Genomic DNA, 19,709 nt, shown 5'->3' on the forward strand with positions numbered 1-19,709 from the left:
ACGCCGCGCGCTGATGCGCGGCCGTTCACTCTAGGGCTGAAGGCCCCGCGGCGACAGTTACGAGCCTGTAACGTCAGCCGGGGCCGGCTCCGTCGGTCAGCCGATGCGGTATTGGGCCGCCAGGGCGGCCAGTCCTGTTTTCAGCAAGGCCTTGCCGCGCCGGCGGCCAAGGCCGAGGTCGCGTTCGGCCGCCTGCAGCGCCGAGGCGCGGATACAGATAGCCTCGACGATTCCGCGCGCGGGTCCGCAGGCCGCGAGCGCCGTCTCGACCCGACGGGCCGCGGCCAGGGCCGCGGCGCCGGGTCCGTCCCGCCCCGACAGGCCGCCGCCGGCGCCGGACCGCGGCAGCGCGTCCCACCGCATGGTGAGCGACGGCCCGCGCAAGGCCGCCTCCGCGTCCCGGGCAAGGCGATCGGCGGCGGCGATCTCGGCCGGGGCCAACCAGGCGCGCCCGTTCGCGTCCGTGCGGCGCGCCAGCCAGGCGATCGCCGACTGGCCCAGGTTGGCGCGACGCGTGGTGATCCGGCCGTCGCCTTCCGCCAGCGCGCGGACCCCCTCGATCACGCCGGGCCGGCCGGCCTCCGGCGCGGTCACAGTCCTCGTCGCGCCGGGGCGCGCCACCCAGCCTCCCCCTGGCCGGGTTTTCAGTCCCGGCTCCTCCGCCAGCTCCCGAAAGACCCTCTCGTCGACCGCCAGAAGGATGCGGGTTCGCCGGTCACGGCCCACCCTCAGGGCGTAGCCGCCGGGCGCGGTCTCGATCCAGCCGCCGCGCCGCGCCAGCAGGCGACGGGCCTGTCCCGCGGTCCCGGCGGGCGCATCCCGCCCCGCGGGGGTCACGCCGGCACCTCGCACACCGGCGCGTCCAGGACGTCGCGCACGCAGCGCTCCAGCCGGTCCAGCATGGCGTCGAGGGTCGGACGGTCGCGCTCCTCCTCGGCCCATCGGCAGGCCGCCGCCGCCGTCGCCCGATTCAATCCGAAGGCGTGGCCAACCCGTTCCAGGGGCCAGCCGAAGGCGATATAGGCCAGGTACATCGCCAGCCAGCGCGCACGGCACTCCGTCCCGCCCAGGCGGACCTGGGCCCGCATCCGCTCGGCCGTCACCCCCGTCGCGGCGGCCACGAGCTGGATCGCCAGACCCGCGCGAATACGGTCCCCGTCCGCGACGGGCACGCGATACGTCTCATTCATCCGAAATCTCCCATCATCCATGACGTCCGCGGTTCAAAGGCATGCCGCGTCGGATAGGAATATAATCCGGACCTGCGTCGAATCCGGACGTACAGGGAAAGGGAGGCGAAGATCGCCCGTTCCGGAGGAAAATGCGTCCGCTTGACTCAGGACTCTCGACGCCGATTCGCAAATCAGCCTACGATTCGCCTCAATGGGATGGCGTTAACCTTTCTTAAGTTTTTACTCGGTTAACTCTCGAACAAGGTTACCCGGCAGTGGATGTCGGGAACTACTGTCAAGCTTTGCCTGGAGGGGCATCAATGCGCGTTCTGCTTATCGAAGACGATCACGCGACCGCGCAGAGCATCGAGTTGATGCTGAAGTCGGAAGGCTTCAACGTCTACACGACCGACCTCGGCGAAGAGGGCATCGATCTCGGCAAGATCTATGACTACGACCTGATCCTGCTCGACCTCAATCTGCCCGACATGAACGGCCTTGAGGTTCTGCGTCAGCTGCGCGTCGGCAAGGTCAACACCCCGGTGATGATCCTGTCCGGAACCTCGGAAATCGAGACCAAGGTCAAGACCTTCGGCGGCGGCGCCGACGACTACATGACCAAGCCCTTCCACAAGGACGAGCTGATCGCGCGCACCCACGCCGTGGTCCGCCGTTCGAAGGGCCACGCCCAGGCCATCATCCACACCGGCGAGATCGCCGTGAACCTGGACGGCAAGACGGTCGAGGTGCACGGCCACCGCGTCCATCTGACGGGCAAGGAATACCAGATGCTGGAGCTGCTCTCGCTCCGCAAGGGCACCACCCTGACCAAGGAAATGTTCCTGAACCACCTGTACGGCGGCATGGACGAGCCCGAGCTGAAGATCATCGACGTCTTCATCTGCAAGCTGCGCAAGAAGCTGGCGACGGCGGCGGGCGGCAAGCATTACATCGAGACCGTCTGGGGCCGCGGCTATGTGCTGCGCGACCCGTCGGAAACCGCCGCTCCCGCCCCGGTCAGCGCCGCGGCCTGATCGACCGACAAACGAATATGAAAAGCCCGCCGGTTCGCTCCGGCGGGCTTTTTCGTGGTCGCTTGCCGAGAGCAGCCGTTTGCGACGTCCGCTACGGGGGGGAAAGCAGACATTCAGCGGGGCAGGCACTCATAGTCCAATGGATCGGACCCATAATTCGCAGGGTCGCCGTCTATCCGCGCAACGTCCAGTGCGACCGGCCCGCCGCAGGCGGCCTTGGCTTCGGCTTCGGCTTCGGCTGCCGCGATAGTCCTGTCGATGGCCCTCGGGATAGAGCGCTGGTGTACCGCGATGAGACTCTCGGCACGCGTCGGCGAACCCATACATGCGCCAGCCCTCCGGGTGCTGAGCGAACAGCCCTATGCAATCGTATTCCTGGCCCGTCAGCGCCAAGCCGCGGATGCGCCGATAACTGATCTCGACGCGGAAGGCGCACTGAGCCTCAGCGGGGAGCTCCTCATCAGAACGCTGACACGACACACGGCTCACAGTTCGCACAGGCGGCACTCCGCAGTAGGCCTGATCAGGGCACCGCTCCCGCGCGATAAAGTCCAGATACAAGCGGGGCACATCCTCTACCGCGGGAACGAGCTTCGCCTCTTTCAGCTCGCTGACTGCTGCTGCCGAGAGGCACTCTCCGGCAGGGCCAGGTGTTCGGCCATCTGCGCATCCCGGCGAGGGCAGGCTCGGCGTGATCACGTAGCCGGTATTGTCTGCGCACCCCGCGCACGCCAAGCCGAGCGCAAGCACTGTGAGAGCCAGCCGGATCATCATGCCCCTGATCTCCTCACTCGCTTTCGAGATACCATGTCGTCGCATCGAGCGCTGGCGTTCGCAACGGGTCGGGAGCGGATGGTCGCCTAAGGTGGGAAGCGGACATCGCCAAGCAGTTCAGTCAGGGAGCCCGCGGCGAACTTGCCGCTGTGCTCGTCCCGTTCGCATTCGTCGGAGACCTTCCCGTACGCGACTCTCCGTCGGCTCCGCCCAATTAGGGCATCTTGCAAGCTGTGCTGAAGATGCCGGCGTCCTCTGTCATCACGCAGTCGCCGCGGCGAGAGGCGCGGCTCTGCTGAAGGCTCTCCCGTTCGCGAGCCATTCTGGCCAACTCGGCCGCACGCTCGCGGTTAGACTGCGCGAGCCGCGCCAGCCGTTCGACCTCCTCCCGCGCCTTTCGGTTCGCCTCCGCCGTCCGAAAAGCGGCCTCCTCGCGCGCCGCCACGACCGGATCCTCGCCGAGCCGTGGCGGTCCTTGCCGCTGGTGCAGTCCCAGCGCCCCTGCAACGACGCGCGCCGGATCGGCGTCGCCGCGCCGGATAGGGACACGTTCAAAATCCGGATCGATGTACATCCCATCGCCCGAATAGGCGATGCGCAGAGGCACGGCGAAGCGGCGCAGCTTGAACTCGGTCTGGCGGGCCACCAGGTGACATTGCGGCTCGCACTTCCATACCTCGATCCGCCTGCGCCCATGATTGCGGCCAGTGCCGTAGTAGCCCTCGAAGTGGATCACCGCACCGAAGACAGGCGCCTCGATCACGCGCTCCACCAGGCACCAGCCTGGCTGGTCTGGCAGCGCGGAGAGCTTCTCCCGCCGGTCCTCGTCGCAATAGGTCGAGGCGTAGCTGAGCCGCGCGCTTGGATGGCTGCCGTCACGCCAGTCGTAGTTATAGCGTTCACCCATGCCGTAGTGCTCGGCACGCAACACCCGCTCCACCGTTCCGCCGGTCACGAGGCGCGTGCACTCGGCGCCGCAATCTCCCGAGATAAGTATGGGCCCGTCGAACGCGGCGAGCCGGGCGGGGGGCTGATCCCCAACTCTGCCGGCGGCAGCGCGAGCTTCCTGCCATAGGTTGGCGGCGGTCGGAAAGCCCAACGGCCAGACCAGGGCCGCCCCGAACCAGGCTCCGACCCACTTTGGACTCCGCGTCCGTCGCCAAGCCGTCAGCGGCCAATCAACAAGCGGCAGGACCAAGAACGCCCACTGGATCGCGACCATGGCCAAGGCGGGAATGACCAGTAGATAAAGGCCGAGAGTGAAGGCCTCCCGACTCATGGTGATGGCCGTCACGAGCGCAAACAGCAGATAGAAGACCACGCGGCGAGCGATGGGCCGCCGAGCCTTGGACGTCCGCACGCTCCCAGCCGAGTCAGCGGTCAAGCTCGTCTCTCCAGTCACTTGCCCCCTCGCGCCCAGCCCCTCTGGAGGCGGCAAGTCGCATCCAACGTTGGCGGAGCCGGCGAGATGCCTAACCGGAGACAGGATACCAGCGAGAACCTAACGCCCAGTTTAGTCTGAGATACCTAGCGCCTTGGCTCACCTGCGGGAGCGGTCGCTCGAGATCGCGAATGTCCGCTATTGGTGGGAAGCGGCCCTCCAGCACAGGGGACGATCCGGAACGAAGGGACTGCCCTTGCTGGGCCAAGATCAGGATGAGACTGTCCGACAATGGGGATTAATGCTGTCCAAGAGATTTCGCGTGGACTGCTCGTGACCGCGCTCGCGTCAATCGGGGGGTGCTTGCTGGCCGCGCTACCTTTCGGAGAGAACGCCTTATCGCGCCTCGGGCCTGCCAATTGAACACCAGCCGCCCTCGGAGGATGGACGCAAAATCAGCCGCTGGTCCGACCACGGTCCAATTTCTTCTTAGAAATCGGGATAGGTGGTGATGAACCGCGTCTCGAACCGGCAAGTCGCCCGATAGCCCGTCCGCTGCCATTCACATCTGAGAGCGCGAACCTCCACCCGGCCGGCGACCTGCTCAAGCTGGATGCAGTTTCCTCGCTCCTTGCAAGCACAGCTTTCCACGGCGGAAACATCTGCGCTTGCAGGAAGCACATCGGATTTTGGTGCCGGCGAGCAGGCGGAAAACAGAATGGCCAGCGTAGAGACAAGAGCGGCTCGGAGCATTGCGTAATCAGGCCTTGGGCATCGGTTAGACCGTTAGAAGTGCTGCGGCCCGGCATTGTCCGCAATGGGTGGGAAGCGGACCCTCGCTCCGATCCAGGAACACGACAACGCCCGCCGGATCGCTCCGGCGGGCGCTTCTGTATTCACGTCAGCGGAGGCTCAGCCCTTGGCGACGTAGCCCTTGCCGCCGTTGGACGGGCGGCGGCTGCGGGGACGGCGCTTGATCTCGCCGGCCGGCTTGGCTTCGGCCGGGGCCGAGCTGTGGCGCGGGTCGTTGTTGCTGGTCCGCGGACGCTCGCGCGCCAGCGGGTCGAAGGCGCGTTCCGGCATCGGACGCGCGTCGCGGCCCGGACCGGGCTTGCGGACGCGGTGCGGTTGCCCGCCGCCTTCCAGCTTGACGCCGTCGCGGCGCGGGTTGCGCGGGCCGCGCTGCTGCTGGCGGTCGCCGCGACCGTCGTCCGGCATCGTCGCCTTGGACTTGACCCCCGAGGCCATGATCGACTGGTCCAGCAGGGCCAGCGACTTGTCGTTGCGGCGGTCGGTCGACGGGATCTTCTGGCGCGTGACCTTTTCGATGTCGCGCAGCAGTTTCATCTCGTCGCCGGCGACGAAGCTGATGGCGGTGCCGTCGGCGCCCGCGCGGGCCGTGCGGCCGATGCGGTGCACATAGGCTTCCGGCACATAGGGCAGCTCGAAGTTCAGGACGTGCGAGACGCCGTCGACGTCGATGCCGCGGGCGGCGATGTCGGTGGCGACCAGAACGCGCAGCTTGCCGGCCTTGAAGGCGGCCAAGGTGCGTTCACGCTGGGGCTGGCTCTTGTTGCCGTGGATGGCGCCGGCTTCGACGCCGCCCGCTTCCAGATAGGCCGCGACCTTGTCGGCGCCGTGTTTGGTCTTGGTGAAGACCAGGCAGCGAGTGTAGTGCGGATCGGCGAACATCTCGGTCAGCAGGGCGCGCTTGCGGCCCTGTTCGATGTGGATGATCGACTGGCTGATGCGCTGGACCGTGGTGGCCTGGGGCGTCACCGACACCTTGACCGGATCCTTGAGCAGTTCGCCGGCGAGCTTGCCGATCTCGGTCGGCATGGTGGCCGAGAAGAACAGGTTCTGGCGTTTGGCCGGGATGCGGCTGACGATCTGGCGGATCGGCTTGACGAAGCCGAGGTCCAGCATCTGGTCGGCCTCGTCGAGGACGAAGATTTCCGTCTGGCTCAGGTCCAGCGTCTTCTGCTGCATGTGGTCCAGCAGGCGGCCCGGGGTGGCGACCAGGACGTCGAGGCCCTGTTGCAGGGCGCGTTCCTGCGGCCCGTACTTCACGCCGCCGAAGATCACCGCGACGCGGAAGCCGAGGTGTTTGCCGTAGCTCTTGAAGCTCTCGGCGATCTGGCTGGCCAGTTCGCGGGTCGGCGACAGGATGAGCACGCGCGTGGTGCGGGGCACGGGCGGAATGCGGTTGGCGGCCAGGCGGTGCAGGATCGGCAGGGCGAAGGCCGCCGTCTTGCCGGTGCCGGTCTGGGCGATGCCCAGCAGGTCCTTGCCGGCCATGACGTCAGGGATGGCCTGGGCCTGGATCGGGGTCGGGGTGGTGTAGCCTTCGGAGGCCAGCGCCTGCAGCAGGGCCGGGTTCAGGCCGAAGGAGTCGAATGTCTTGCTCATGGGAGCGGATGTCTTTCGCGTATGCGGCGACGCGCATCAGCCATGGCTCAACGCCGATAAGGCCGCGCACCGCCAGTCCCGATTTGGCTCCGGAAAGGGAGCCGCGACGGGGTGGATCGGGCGCCGCCCCGCGTGTCCGGGCAGCGAATGAATCTTGAGGAGCCGGCGACTGCTACAGTCAGGTCTTCGTCGTTGGACAAGACCCACACGCGCTGGAGGCGCCGGACATCGCAATTGTGCGACGCAGCGCAAATGGGCTTCCAATGCGGCCAAGTCAAGGCGCGGAGGTTAACCGCCGCCCAGCAGGCTGACCGCCATGTTCACCGTCAGGGCCACGATCACGGTGTTGAAGAGGAAGGCCGTGACGCTGTGAACCGTCGCGGTGCGGCGCAGCCCCTTGTCCGAAATCTGGATGTCCGCGGTCTGCTGGGCGACGCCGATGATCAGGGAGAAGTGGACGAAGTCCCAGTAGTCCGGCGCTTCGCCGCCGGGGAAGATCAGGCCGCCCCGATCCCGCGTCGCGCCCCTGGCGCGGCTGCCGCCGGCGGCAGCCGGCGCATAGAATATGTGGGCGTAGTGGAAGGCGAAGATGGCGTGGACGAAGGTCCAGGACAGGGCCACGGTCGCCAGGGCCAGAACGGCCGCGCGGCCCGCCCGATCCCTGTCGCCGGCGACCTGGACGGCCTCGCCCACGACGACGGCGATGCTGGCGAGGGCAGCCAGCAGCGCCAGCGGCAGGACGGCTCCGCCAGCCTCGTCCAGCGCCGCCGCGCGCTGGCGGATGTCGTCGGCGGATCGCTCGCGCATCAGCTTGAAGACGCACTCGACCAGAAACAGGCCGACGCCCACGTCCCAGCCCAGCGCCAGCCGCGACAGCCCGCCGCCGCCGATGGGCCAGGCCAGACTCGACAGGGCGATAAGCAGGAGGAGGATCAGCGGCTAGTGCAGGCGCAGCCAGGCGTATGCTTTCATGGGGCGATGTTGCGCCTGTTCCCGGCCTCGGCAAGCGTCGTGTTCTTCGCGCCTGCGAAAAGCGCTCGACTTCCCCCGGGTCATCACGGAATGTTTCAGGCTTGTTCCGAGGGAGTGCTCCATGGCGATGACGCCGCGCGCCGGATTGCGGGTCGCTGACGAACTGGCCGCCTTCATCGAAGCCGAGGCGCTGCCCGGGACCGGCGTCGAGCCGGAGGCTTTCTGGACCGGCGTCGCCGCCGTCTTCGCCCGGTTCGCGCCAGAGAACAGAAGGCTGCTGGCGGTTCGCGACGACCTGCAGGCGCGGATCGACGCCTGGCATGTTCAGCGCCGCGGCCAGCCCTATGACCTTCCCGCCGCGACCGCCTTCCTGCGGGAGATCGGCTATCTGGCCGACGAGCCCGGCGACTTCGCCATCGGCACGCGCAACGTCGACGCAGAGGTGGCGACCTTGGCCGGGCCGCAGTTGGTCGTGCCGAGCCTGAACGCCCGCTTCGTGCTCAACGCCGCCAACGCGCGATGGGGCAGTCTGTATGACGCCCTCTACGGGACGGATGCGCTGGGCGACCTGCCGCCGCCCGGGCGGTTCGACCCGGCGCGCGGGGCCAGGGTGGTGGCGCGGGCCAAGGCCTTACTCGACGAGGCTGTTCCGCTGGCCGAGGGCCGCTGGGCCGACCTGACCGATCCGCACCGAGGCATCGCGATCCGCGACCCCGGTCAGTATGTGGGCCGCAGCGAACGGTCGCGGCTGTTCCGGCACAACGGACTGCATATCGAGGTCGTGTTCGATCCGGACCATCCGATCGGCGCGACCGACCCGGCGGGCATCTCGGACGTCGTGCTGGAGTCGGCGTTGAGCACCATCGTCGATCTGGAGGATTCGGTTGCGGCGGTGGACGCCGCCGACAAGACGGCGGCGTATCGCAACTGGCTGGGCCTGATGAAGGGCGATCTCAGAGAGACCTTCGACAAGGGCGGGCGGTCGATGACGCGGGCCCTGGCGCCCGATCGGGCGTTCACCGCGCCGGACGGATCAACGGTGACCCTGCCGGGGCGGTCGCTGCTGTTCGTGCGCAACGTCGGCCATCTGATGACCACGCCGGCGGTTCGGCTGGCCGACGGGTCGGACGCGCCCGAGGGCGTGCTGGACGCCATCGTCACCTCGTTGATCGCCATGCACGATCTGAAGGGGCAGGGGCGGTTCCGCAACAGCAGGGCCGGCTCGATCTATATCGTCAAACCCAAGATGCATGGACCCGAGGAGTGCGCCTTCACGGACGCCCTGTTCGACGCGGTCGAGGACCTGCTGGGACTGGCCCGCCATACGATCAAGGTCGGGGTGATGGACGAGGAGCGCCGCACCTCGGCCAATCTGGCGGCCTGCATCCGTGCGGTGAAGGACCGGATCGTCTTCATCAACACCGGCTTCCTCGACCGCACCGGCGACGAGATCCACACCGCCATGCAGGCCGGGCCGGTGGTGCGCAAGGGCGAGATCAAGTCGTCCGCCTGGATCGCCGCCTATGAGGCCCGCAACGTCGCCATCGGGTTGAAGTGCGGTCTGTCGGGCCGGGCCCAGATCGGCAAGGGCATGTGGGCCGCGCCGGACCGGATGGCCGGGATGCTGGAGCAGAAGGCGGCGCACCCGAAGACCGGCGCCAACACCGCCTGGGTTCCCAGTCCGACGGCGGCGACCCTGCACGCCCTGCACTATCACCAGACCGACGTCTTCGCCCTGAGGGACGCGATCGCCGCGCGCCCGATCCCGGGTCTGGAGGACCTGCTGACCCCCTCGCTGGCCGCGGGCCGCAACTGGTCGGAGGCCGAGATCGCCGAGGAGCTGGACAACAACGCCCAGGGGCTGCTCGGCTATGTCGTGCGCTGGATCGATCAGGGCGTCGGCTGTTCCAAGGTGCCGGACATCCACGATGTCGGCTTGATGGAGGATCGGGCGACCCTGCGCATCTCGTCCCAGCACATGGCCAACTGGCTGCTGCACGGCGTCTGCACCGCCGAACAGGTCGATGCGGCGCTGCTGCGGATGGCGGCGAAGGTCGACGCCCAGAACGCGGGCGATCCGCTGTACCGCCCGATGGCGCCGGACCCCGCGGGCAGTCTGGCCTTCCGCGCCGCGAGAGCCCTGGTGTTCGACGGCGTCGCCCAGCCGAACGGCTACACCGAGCCGCTGCTTCATCAGTTCCGGCGGATGGCCAAGGACGCCGGCTGATCGGGCCGGACGCCAACCTGACAGAACCGTAACTTGCGGGTGGCAGGCCGCGATGACAAGGTTCCTTTACTTCACGAGGGGGCTTCCATGCTGACGATCGAAAACCTGACCCATGTCTATGGCAACGGCGTGCGAGCCCTGGACAACGTCAGTCTGACGATCCCGAAGGGCATGTTCGGCCTGCTGGGTCCGAACGGCGCGGGCAAGTCGACCCTGATGCGCTCGATCGCCACCCTGCAGACGCCGACCTCGGGCTCGATCCGCTTCGGCGACATCGACGTGATCAAGGACCCCGAGCAGCTGCGCCGCGTGCTGGGCTACCTGCCCCAGGACTTCGGCGTCTATCCGCGCGTCTCGGCCTACGACATGCTGGACCACATGGCGGTGCTGAAGGGCGTCTCCAACGGCAGGGACCGCAAGCAGACGGTCGAGGCCCTGCTGAACCAGGTCAATCTGTGGCCGGTGCGCGGCAAGGCGCTGGCCGGCTTCTCGGGCGGCATGCGCCAGCGCTTCGGCATCGCCCAGGCGCTGATCGGCAACCCCGAACTGATCATCGTCGACGAGCCGACAGCGGGCCTCGATCCGGAAGAACGCAACCGCTTCCTGAACCTGCTGGCCGAGGTGGGCGAGAATGTCGTCGTCATCCTGTCGACCCATATCGTCGAGGACGTCACCGACCTGTGCCCCCGCATGGCGGTGCTGGCCGGCGGCAAGATCCAGCTGGAGGGCTCGCCTCTCGAACTGACCCATGCGCTCGAAGGCCGGGTGTGGCGCAAGACCATCGACAAGGCCGAGCTGGCCGACCACCAGACGCGCTACAATGTCATCTCGACCCGCCTGTTCGCGGGCCGGACCGTGATTCACGTCCTGTCCGACGCCAACCCCGGCGACGGGTTCGAGCGGGCGCCGGGCGGTCTGGAAGATGTCTATCTGGCGACCGTCAACGCCTCGCGCCGCGCGGCCTGAGGGACGGATCATGTTCGCCAAGATCGCCAGTTTCGAATTCCGCTACCAGCTGCGCCAGCCGGCCTTCTGGGTCATCGCCATCGTCTTCGGCCTGCTGGCCTTCGGCGCCGTGGCCAGCGACAACGTCTCGCTGGGCTCGGGGGGCAACGTCCTCAAGAACGCGCCCTACGCCCTGGCCGGGGCCCACATCGTCTTCAACGTGTTCTTCATGCTGGCCACGACCGCGATCGTCGCCAACGTCGTGGCCCGCGACACCCAGACCGGGTTCGGGCCGATGATCCTGTCGACGCGGATCACCAAGGGGGCCTACCTCTACGGCCGCTTCTTCGGCGCCTTCGCCGCGGTGGCGCTCTGCTATCTCAGCATCGCGCTGGGCACACTGATCGGCACCTTCATGCCGTGGGTCGATCCGGAGACCATCGGGCCGCTGCGCGTCGGCGACTACGCCTATGCCTATGGCGTCTTCGGCCTGACGGGTCTGTTCCTGACCTCGGCCCTGTTCTTCATGCTGGCGACCGTCACCCGGTCGATGATGGCCACCTATATCGGCGTCGTCGCCGTGCTGATCGCCTACCTGGCCTCGACCGGCGTGCTCGGCCAGCGGCCCGAGTTCGAGACCGCCATGGCCTGGGCCGAGCCCTTCGGTTCCGGCGCCTACGCCCTGGTCACCAAATACTGGACCGCAGCCGAGCGAAACACGCTGAACGCGCCGTTGGAAGGCGTGCTGCTGTGGAACCGGGTCATCTGGACCGCCGTCGGCGCCTTGCTGCTGGCCGCGTCCTACGTGCTGTACCGGCCGTCCCCGCGCGGCGCGAAATTGAGGAAGCAGGAGCGGCTCAAGGCGCTGGTCGAGAAGGACGTCGCCGTCACGCCCGTCGGCGCCCTGCCGCGCCCGACCTATGGTCTGTCGAGCGCCCTCACCCAGCTGTGGTCGCGCACCGTCTTCGAGACGGTCCTGATCTTCAAGAGCCCGGCCTATGTCGTGCTGATCCTGCTGGGCTTCGCCTTCGCCATGGCGACGCTGTTCTTCACCGGGGAAATCTATGGAGCCCCGATCCTGCTGGTGACCCGGGTGGTGATCACGGGCCTGACCGGCGCCTTCGGCCTGATCTCCATCGTCATCGCCATCTACTACGCCGGCGAACTGGTCTGGCGCGACCGCGACCGCAAGGTGCACGAGATCGTCGACGCCTCGGCGACGCCGGACTGGACCTTCCTCGTGCCCAAGACCCTGGCCCTGGCCCTTGTGCTGGTCTCGACCGCCCTCGCCGGGGTGCTGGCCGGCGTCGTGACCCAGACGATCAAGGGCTACACCGACTATGAGCTGGAGAAATACCTGCTCTGGTACGTCTTCCCGCAGGCCGTCAGCTTCGGGCTTCTGGCCGTGCTGGCCATTTTCATCCAAGCCCTGTCGCCCAACAAATTCATCGGCTGGGCCATCATGGTGGTCTATCTGATCTCGACCATCGTGCTGTCGAACCTGGGCTTTGACCACGTCCTGTACCGCTATGGCGCGGGCATCGGCGTGCCGTTGTCCGACATGAACGGCCAGGGCGATTTTGTCGTCTTCTCGGGCTGGCTCGACGCCTACTGGACCGCCTTCGCCATCATCCTGCTGGTCCTTGCCTACGGCCTGTGGCGTCGGGGAACCGAGCAGCGGCTATGGCCCCGCCTGAAGCGGCTGCCGCATCGACTGATGGGGCCCGCGGGCGTCATCGGCGGCGCGGCCCTGGCGGTCTTCATCGGCCTGGGGGTCTTCATCTACACCAACACCAACGTCTGGAACGAGTATCGCACGCAGAGCGCGCAGGAGAAGGAACAGGCGGCCTATGAGAAGGCGCTGCTGCGCTATGAGGCCACGCCCCAGCCTTCGGTCGCCGACGTGCGGCTGGTCATGGACCTGCGGCCGCATCAGCCGAAGCTGACGACGCGCGGCGCCTATGTGCTGGTGAACAACACCGATGCGCCGCTGACCGAGGTTCACCTGCGCTGGCAGGACGATCTGGACATGGTCGGTCTGACCGTCGAGGGCGCCTCGGTGGCCCGCGAGTGGGAGGATTTCGAGTACCGCATCTACCGCTTCGCCACGCCGATGCAGCCGGGCGAGCGGCGCAACGTAACCTTCGAGACGGTGCTGGAACAGCGGGGCTTCAAGGCCCGTGGCAACACCACCCGGCTGGTCGACAACGGAAGCTTCGTGAACAACATGGAGTTCGCACCGATGATCGGCATGGACCGCCAGGGCCTGCTGACCGACCGCACCAAACGCCGCAAGGCGGGACTGCCGGCTGAACTGCGTCCGGCGAAGCTGGAAGACACCGCGGCCCAGGCGCGCAACTACATCGGCGCCGACTGGGTCACCGCCGACATCACCGTCTCGACCGACGCCGACCAGACCCTGGTCGCGCCCGGCCGGATGGTGTCGGACGTGGTGCGCGACGGCCGCCGCACCAGCCGGTTCGTCACCGAGTCCCCGGTGCTGAACTTCTTCTCGATCCAGTCCGCTCGTTACGAGCAGACCCGGCGCATGCACAATGGCGTCGAGCTGGTGGTCTTCCACGACCCCGGCCACGATCGCAACGTGCCGCGGATGCTGGACGCCCTGTCGGCCTCGCTGGACTATTTCCAGGCCAACTTCAGCCCGTACCAGTTCACCCAGGCGCGGATCGTCGAATTCCCGGACTACGCCAGTTTCGCCCAGTCCTATCCCAACACCTTCGCCTGGTCGGAAGGGCTCGGCTTCATCGCCGACCTGCGCGATCCGGAGAAGATCGACTACGTCACCTATGTCGCCGCGCACGAATTCGCTCACCAATGGTGGGCGCACCAGATCGTCGGCTCGAACCAGCAGGGCGCCACGTCCCTGTCCGAGACGCTGGCCCAGTACTCGGCCCTGATGGTCATGGAGAAGACGTACGGCAAGGACCAGATCCGTCGCTTCCTGAAACAGGAGCTGGACCGCTATCTCCGATCGCGCGGGACCGAACGGCTGGAGGAACTGCCCCTGATGCGGGTCGAGAACCAGCAGTATATCCACTACCAGAAGGGCGGGCTGGTCATGTATCTGCTGCGCGACCAGATCGGCGAGGACGCCGTCAACCGCGCCCTGCGCCGGGTGCTGGCGCAGTACGCCTTCAAGGGCGCGCCCTATCCGCGGTCGCTGGATCTGGTGGCGGCCATCCGCGCCGAGGCGCCGGCGGACAAGCAGGCCCTGATCACCGATCTGTTCGAGAAGATCACCGTGTATGACGTCAAGACGACGGGGATGACCTCGACGAAAAGGGCCGACGGCCGGTGGGACGTCACGGTCACCGTCGATGCGCGCAAGCTCTATGTCGACGGCAAGGGGGTCGAGACCGAAGCTCCGCTGAACGAGACCTTCGACATCGGCCTGTTCACCGCAGAGCCCGGCAAGGGCGCGTTCAACGCGCGCAACGTCGTGCTCCTGGAGCGGCGGCCGATCCGGTCGGGCGTTCAGACGCTGAGGTTCGTGACGACGCGGGCGCCCAGCTTCGGCGGCGTCGATCCCTACAACAAGTGGATCGACCGCAACTCGGACGACAATCTGCGGGCAGTGGAACAGGCGGGTTGACGCCCCGCTTGTCTGGCCCGGGATCCGCAGCTTAACGTTGACTTCATGGCTTGTGGCGTTTGCTGCGCCTGAGGGGGCGTAGGCCATGCGTCAGGATTTGCTGGGCTTTGACGAAGCGTTCGACCGCACGGCGGTCGAGACGCGGAGTCAGGCTGGCGCCCGCGCCGCCATCGGGGTGGCTGTGTTCCTGTCGGGGCTGACGGCCATTCCCCTGTCCGCCCTGCTGATCTGGGCGGCCATGTATGTCACCGGCGATCTGACCCTGTGGATCGCGACGAATCCGGCGAACCAGTTGCGGCGGCCGCTGCTTTTCCGGACGCTGAGACTGGCCGCGACCCTGCTCTCGACGTGCGCGTGGGTCACCATCGGCGCGCTGTGGTGGATGTCGCCCGGGGACTACGCCAAGGCGGCCGGGGTCGGGCTGATCGCGGGCGTGCTGTTGTACGTCGTGAGAGGGTGCCACCGGTCGTTGGCCCAGATGCTGGTCTCGGGCCTGCCTCCGGTCATCGCCCTTGTCACCCTTCCGTTCGTCGGCGGCGTGACCACGGCCAAGATCGGTCTTTTCACCGCGCTTGCGCTGCTGGTGACCTACGCCGTCAGTTCCGGCGTCAACGCCTGGCGCGGCTACCGCCGGCTGCAGCTGACGACCCTGGCCCTGGTCCAGAAGCAGCAGGAGGCCGAAGCGGCCAGCGTCGCCAAGAGCGAGTTCCTGGCCAATATGAGCCACGAGATCCGCACCCCGCTGAACGGGGTCCTCGCCATGGCCCATGTGCTGTACCGCGCCGACCTGCCGCCCAGGGAAAAGGAGGCCGCCGGCGTCATCTGCGCATCGGGGGAGATGCTGGAGCGGCTGTTGTCCGACGTGCTCGACCTCGCCAAGGTCGAAGCGGGCCAGATGGCCATCGAGGCCGCGCCCTTCGACGCGGCCGATCTGACCCGCAGCGTCGTGGCCTTGTGCCGGACGCGGGCCGAAGAAAATCAGGTCGACATGAATGTCGAAATCGACCCCGCCGCCGAGGGTCACTATCTGGGCGACACCGTGCGAGTCCGGCAGGTGCTGAGCAACCTGCTGGCCAATGCGGTGAAATTCACCAGCCGGGGCGAGGTTCGCGTCCGGCTGGGGGTCAATCCGGGCGGGACCCTGCGTTTCACCGTTTCGGACACCGGGGTCGGGTTTGATCCGGTGATGAAGGCGCGCCTGTTCGAACGTTTCGAACAGGCGGACGGATCGATCACGCGCCGGTTCGGCGGCAGCGGTCTGGGTCTCGCGATTTCGCGCAGTCTGGTGGAGATGATGGGCGGATCGCTGGATTGTGACAGCACGCCCGGCCTCGGATCCCGATTCTGGTTCGATCTGCCACTGCCCCGGAGCGGCGCGGCCGAGCCGGCCGCGGCGGCCCCTGCCGAGGTGGTCCCGGAACCGGCGCAAACGGATCAGCTCAACCTGCTGGTCGCCGACGATCACCCGACCAATCTGAAGGTCGTGGAGATCATCCTGGCCCAGAGCGGGGTGGCGGTGACCGCCGTGACGGATGGCCTCCAGGCGGTGGAGGCCCATGCCCTGCATACCTTTGACCTGATCCTGATGGACATGCAGATGCCCGTGATGGACGGCTTGACGGCCGTGGCGACGATCCGCGCCGCCGAAGCCGCCGCGGGCGGGCGCCGGACGCCGATCATCATGCTGACCGCCAACGCCGGGCCCGAGCATGTGGCGGCGGGGCGGGCGGCCGGCGCGGACCGGCACCTGACCAAGCCGATATCGCCGGCGGTCCTGCTGACCGTCATCGCCGAAGCGACCGCATGTGCGACGGAGACCGCGGAGGCCGCGCCGCGCGAACGGCTGGCCGGCTGATCTAGCGGGTCCCGAACAGCCGGTCGCCGGCGTCGCCGAGGCCGGGCACGATGTAGCCGTGCTCGTTCAGGCGTTCATCGACCGCGGCGGTCCAGATCGGCACGTCCGGGTGCCAGCCGCGCAGCCGTTCCAGGCCTTCGGGAGAGGCGACCAGGCAGACGAAGCGCAGGTTGGTGACGCCGCGCTCCTTGAGCCGTTCAAGGGCGGCGACGGCGGTGTTGCCGGTGGCCAGCATCGGGTCGATGACCACGCACAGGCGCTCGGCCACGTCGTCGGGCGCGCGGAAATAGTATTCGACGGCGTCGAGCGTCACCGGCTCGCGGTACAGGCCGATGTGACCGACCCGGGCCGAGGGGACCAGCTCCAGCATGCCGTCGACCAGGCCGAGGCCGGCGCGCAGGATGGGGACGAAGACCATCTTCTTGCCGGCGATGCGCTGGCCGGTGGTCGGGCCGACCGGGGTCTCGACGGGGTAATCTTCCAGCGGCAGATCGCGGGTGACCTCGTAGCAGAGCAGGGTCGAGATCTCGCGCAGCAGCTGGCGGAAACGGGCGGTGGAGGTGTCCTTCGAACGCATGATGCTGAGCTTGTGGGCCACCAGCGGGTGGGCGACGACGGTGACGCCGTCCATCTTGAAGGTCTTGCCCGGCATCAGAATACGGTCCCGTCGGAGAGGATGATCAGGGGCGGTCCGCCGCCCGGTCTGCGTTCGGCGGCGGCGCGGCGGCCGGCGGCCCAGGTGCCGCCCTCCAGCACGCTGGCCAGCGGCATGGCCGGGACGCCGACGCCGAGCTCGGCGCGAACCAGAGGCGCGAGCTTGTCCAGCAAGGCCACGGTCATGGCGCGCCAGCCGACCACCAGCGGATCGGACACGGGCCACGGTTTCGCGGCGTCGGCGGGGTCCTTCAACGTCAGCACGCCGAGGTCCATGAACAGGCCGCCGTTGCGGTATTCGGCCAGTCCGGTCAGGCCGTTGAGGTCGGTGACCTGGACGCCCGCCGTCTGCAGCGGCTCGACCAGCGAATAGCTGAGCCACTGCGACAGTTTGTGGATCGGCACGAGGGCGTCGGTGGCGTCGCCGCGCTTCAGGGCCGGATGCGCCCAGCAGTCGCCGAGGTCGACGCCGCCGAGCGTCAGGCGGTCGCGCCAGACGGGGCCGAGGGCTTCCAGCAGGACCTCGAGAATGACGGGGGCGGGCAGGCGGTCCTGATCGTCGGCCCGGTCGACCATGGCGTCGAACAGGCCGCCGGGACGGGGCTCGTCCTCGAGCGCGAACAGGTCGGGCTCGGCGAGGCAGGCCTGACCGAGGCGGCGCAGCAGCGCGGCGCGGCCCTCGAGGCCGACCAGCGGATTGTCGGCCGTGACCTGAAAACCCTTCGCCAGATCGGCGGCGGTGAGGAAGGTCAGGGCCACGGCGTCGACGCGCCAGGGATCGCCCTCGGTGATGGAGAAGGCGCCGGCCTCGAACATGCGCAGGGAGGCGATGGCCAGACCCTCTGACCGGGTCAGGACGCGGCCGGTCTGCTTGTCCTTGTACGACCAGTCCGGGCCGGAGCCCGCGTCGAGCAGGACCGAGACAATGGCCAGGTCGAACTCGGCCCGGGCGCGCGAGGCCGGGTCGAGCCAGTCGCGGGCCTCGGCCGCCGGCCCCCAGAGATCGACGCCGTCCACGGCGAAATGCCGCCAGCGGGCGTGGAAGGGGACGGCCAGGGTCGGATACTGGTCGCGGATCACGGCGGCGACGTAGCGGGCGACCTCGGGCAGGCGGTCGAGGTCGACGGTCCAGTGATCGAGGCCGCCGGCGACCCCGATCTCCAGCATCTCGTGCGCCCGTTCGCGGACGGCGGCGGCGCTGAGCAGGCTGTGCGCCTGCGCGGTTTCAGAACTGCTCAAGGTCGCGGCCCACCACGCGGGTCAGGTCCTCGGCCGAGGGCGGCGCGTCGGGGGTGAAATAGCCGGCCGCCTTCTTGGCCTCCATCTCCACCGAGGCGTCGGGCGGCACCAGATAGTCGGGGATCGGCACCCGCTCGCCGATCTCGATGCCCGAGGCGGTCAGGGCGTCGTGCTTCATGTTGGACATGGAGACGAAGCGGTCGATCCGGGTGATCCCCAGCCAGTGCAGGATGTCGGGCATCAGTTGCTGGAAGCGCGCGTCCTGCACCCCGGCGACGCATTCGGTGCGCTCGAAATAGGTGGCGGCCTGGTCGCCGCCCGGCTGGCGCTTGCGGGCGTTGTAGACGAGGAATTTGGTCACTTCCCCGAGGGCGCGGCCCTCCTTGCGGTTATAGGCGATCAGGCCGGCGCCGCCGTCCTGGGCCTCGCGGATGCACTCCTCGATCCCGTGGGTCAGATAGGGGCGGCAGGTGCAGATGTCCGAGCCGAAGACGTCCGAACCGTTGCACTCGTCATGGACGCGGCAGGTCAGGCGGCGGTGCGGGTCGGCGATCGCGGCTGGGTCGCCGAAGACGTAGAGGGTGATGCCGCCGATCGGGGGCAGGAAGACCTTGATGTCGGGCCGGGTGACGAGGTCGGCGTACATGCCGCCGGTCTGTTCGAACAGGGTGCGGCGCAGGGCGGTCTCGGTGACGCCGAAGCGTTCGGCGATGCCGGGCAGGTACCAGACGGGGTCGATGGCGGCCTTGGTGACGGCGACGTCGCCGCTCTCATGCACGATCTGGCCGTCGGCCTTGAGCCGGCCGGCGGCGAGGGCCTCGCCGATCTCACCAAGCTGCAGGCGGGCGCGGGTGACGGCGATGGTGGGGCGGATGTCGACGCCGTCGCGAATTTCGTCGGCGAAATCCTCGGCGACGCGGGCGCCCCAGGGGTCGAGCGAGACGATCTTCGACGCGTCGGTCCACTGTGGGAACGGGCCCATGGGCGTGGTCGGCGAGGTATTGGTCAGGTCGGGCCGGTTGTCAGCGCTCATGGCGCCCGAAGAGACGGCGAGCGCGCGGTAGACCGAATAGGCCCCGCCGTGGGCGCCGATGGCGTTGCGGTCGCTGCCCGAGTTGACGGTGCCGATGACGGGCCCGCGTTCCTTCGCGGTCGCCGCGCCCCAGTTCAGGGGAAAGCGGCTGACGGTCCCCGCGCCGGGGTGGGAGTTGAGCCGGATGTGGCTCGGTCGGTTGGACATGGTTCCTCACTCGATGCCGGCTTGTTGTTTTTCTTGGGCCGGACTCTGCAGGACACACCTGTTGCGACTCGCTGTCCAGAGGGCTTGAGGTTGTCTCCTCCCTGTTCGCGCAGCGAATGGGGAGGGGTGGAGGGGCGCCAACCGCGTTCCTGCTTCTACCCTTCCACCGCTTCGCGGTCCCCCTCCCCATCGGC

Annotated in this window: 13 protein-coding genes; 5 read left to right on the forward strand and 8 right to left on the reverse strand. The window is 68.0% G+C overall.

Annotated elements, in window-relative coordinates:
- Positions 1-96: 96 nt before the first annotated feature.
- Both ASD59_RS02775 and ASD59_RS02780 read right to left on the reverse strand, forming a co-directional pair.
- Entirely contained in the window at positions 97-837 is a 741-nt protein-coding gene (locus tag ASD59_RS02775) for a DUF6456 domain-containing protein (RefSeq protein WP_055827958.1), read from the reverse strand.
- Positions 834-1,190, reverse strand: a complete 357-nt coding sequence (locus ASD59_RS02780; protein WP_055827961.1) for a chromosomal replication initiator DnaA — start codon at positions 1,188-1,190, stop codon at positions 834-836. Before ASD59_RS02780 ends, ASD59_RS02775 begins: the two co-directional genes overlap by 4 nt.
- Before the next feature lie 302 nt (positions 1,191-1,492).
- Between ASD59_RS02780 and ctrA the strand changes: the two genes are divergently transcribed.
- Positions 1,493-2,206: a response regulator transcription factor CtrA gene (gene ctrA, locus ASD59_RS02785; RefSeq protein WP_055827964.1), complete on the forward strand. Its 714-nt coding sequence runs from the start codon at positions 1,493-1,495 to the stop codon at positions 2,204-2,206.
- A 988-nt stretch (positions 2,207-3,194) separates the two neighbouring features.
- Here the strand turns inward: ctrA and ASD59_RS02790 are convergent.
- The 3 genes from ASD59_RS02790 to ASD59_RS02800 all read right to left on the reverse strand — a co-directional run bounded on the left by ASD59_RS02790 (position 3,195) and on the right by ASD59_RS02800 (position 7,706).
- On the reverse strand, positions 3,195-4,364 hold the full coding sequence (locus ASD59_RS02790) for a hypothetical protein (RefSeq protein ID WP_055827968.1): 1,170 nt from the start codon (positions 4,362-4,364) through the stop codon (positions 3,195-3,197).
- Positions 4,365-5,273: 909 nt separating this feature from the next.
- A complete protein-coding gene (locus ASD59_RS02795; RefSeq protein WP_055827972.1) occupies positions 5,274-6,770 on the reverse strand; it encodes a DEAD/DEAH box helicase in 1,497 nt (498 codons plus the stop codon).
- A gap of 288 nt (positions 6,771-7,058) precedes the next feature.
- Entirely contained in the window at positions 7,059-7,706 is a 648-nt protein-coding gene (locus tag ASD59_RS02800) for a DUF1345 domain-containing protein (protein WP_156376905.1), read from the reverse strand.
- 157 nt (positions 7,707-7,863) lie between these two features.
- Here ASD59_RS02800 and ASD59_RS02805 point away from each other — a divergent pair, with 157 nt between their 5' ends.
- The 4 genes from ASD59_RS02805 to ASD59_RS02820 all read left to right on the forward strand — a co-directional run bounded on the left by ASD59_RS02805 (position 7,864) and on the right by ASD59_RS02820 (position 16,382).
- Positions 7,864-9,969, forward strand: a complete 2,106-nt coding sequence (locus ASD59_RS02805) for a malate synthase G (protein ID WP_055827977.1) — start codon at positions 7,864-7,866, stop codon at positions 9,967-9,969.
- Positions 9,970-10,056: 87 nt separating this feature from the next.
- Positions 10,057-10,935, forward strand: a complete 879-nt coding sequence (locus ASD59_RS02810) for an ABC transporter ATP-binding protein (protein WP_055827980.1) — start codon at positions 10,057-10,059, stop codon at positions 10,933-10,935.
- Positions 10,936-10,945: 10 nt separating this feature from the next.
- Positions 10,946-14,527 carry a M1 family aminopeptidase gene (locus tag ASD59_RS02815; RefSeq protein ID WP_055827983.1) on the forward strand — a complete coding sequence of 1,194 codons (3,582 nt, stop codon included), beginning with the start codon at positions 10,946-10,948 and terminating at the stop codon, positions 14,525-14,527.
- A gap of 85 nt (positions 14,528-14,612) precedes the next feature.
- Positions 14,613-16,382, forward strand: a complete 1,770-nt coding sequence (locus ASD59_RS02820) for an ATP-binding protein (RefSeq protein WP_055827987.1) — start codon at positions 14,613-14,615, stop codon at positions 16,380-16,382.
- Between the two features lies 1 nt (position 16,383).
- On the opposite strand, the gene upp is transcribed toward ASD59_RS02820, so the two are convergent.
- The 3 genes from upp to ASD59_RS02835 are packed head-to-tail and all read right to left on the reverse strand — an operon-like array spanning position 16,384 to position 19,515.
- On the reverse strand, positions 16,384-17,013 hold the full coding sequence (gene upp / locus ASD59_RS02825) for a uracil phosphoribosyltransferase (RefSeq protein WP_055829656.1): 630 nt from the start codon (positions 17,011-17,013) through the stop codon (positions 16,384-16,386).
- 20 nt (positions 17,014-17,033) lie between these two features.
- Positions 17,034-18,275: a URC4/urg3 family protein gene (locus tag ASD59_RS02830; RefSeq protein WP_055827989.1), complete on the reverse strand. Its 1,242-nt coding sequence runs from the start codon at positions 18,273-18,275 to the stop codon at positions 17,034-17,036.
- On the reverse strand, positions 18,262-19,515 hold the full coding sequence (locus ASD59_RS02835) for a GTP cyclohydrolase II (protein ID WP_055827992.1): 1,254 nt from the start codon (positions 19,513-19,515) through the stop codon (positions 18,262-18,264). The genes ASD59_RS02830 and ASD59_RS02835 overlap by 14 nt, the downstream gene beginning before the upstream one ends.
- Positions 19,516-19,709 lie beyond the last annotated feature (194 nt).

Origin of the sequence: Brevundimonas sp. Root608, assembly GCF_001427825.1 — a bacterium.
Lineage (GTDB): Bacteria > Pseudomonadota > Alphaproteobacteria > Caulobacterales > Caulobacteraceae > Brevundimonas.

Coding starts and splice junctions, on each gene's coding strand:
- ASD59_RS02780 (WP_055827961.1), bottom strand. CDS start 1,190: ATGAATGAGACGTATCGCGTGCCCGTCGCGGACGGGGACCGTATTCGC.
- ctrA (WP_055827964.1), top strand. CDS start 1,493: ATGCGCGTTCTGCTTATCGAAGACGATCACGCGACCGCGCAGAGCATC.
- ASD59_RS02795 (WP_055827972.1), bottom strand. CDS start 6,770: ATGAGCAAGACATTCGACTCCTTCGGCCTGAACCCGGCCCTGCTGCAG.
- ASD59_RS02805 (WP_055827977.1), top strand. CDS start 7,864: ATGGCGATGACGCCGCGCGCCGGATTGCGGGTCGCTGACGAACTGGCC.
- ASD59_RS02810 (WP_055827980.1), top strand. CDS start 10,057: ATGCTGACGATCGAAAACCTGACCCATGTCTATGGCAACGGCGTGCGA.
- ASD59_RS02815 (WP_055827983.1), top strand. CDS start 10,946: ATGTTCGCCAAGATCGCCAGTTTCGAATTCCGCTACCAGCTGCGCCAG.
- ASD59_RS02820 (WP_055827987.1), top strand. CDS start 14,613: ATGCGTCAGGATTTGCTGGGCTTTGACGAAGCGTTCGACCGCACGGCG.
- upp (WP_055829656.1), bottom strand. CDS start 17,013: ATGGACGGCGTCACCGTCGTCGCCCACCCGCTGGTGGCCCACAAGCTC.
- ASD59_RS02835 (WP_055827992.1), bottom strand. CDS start 19,515: ATGTCCAACCGACCGAGCCACATCCGGCTCAACTCCCACCCCGGCGCG.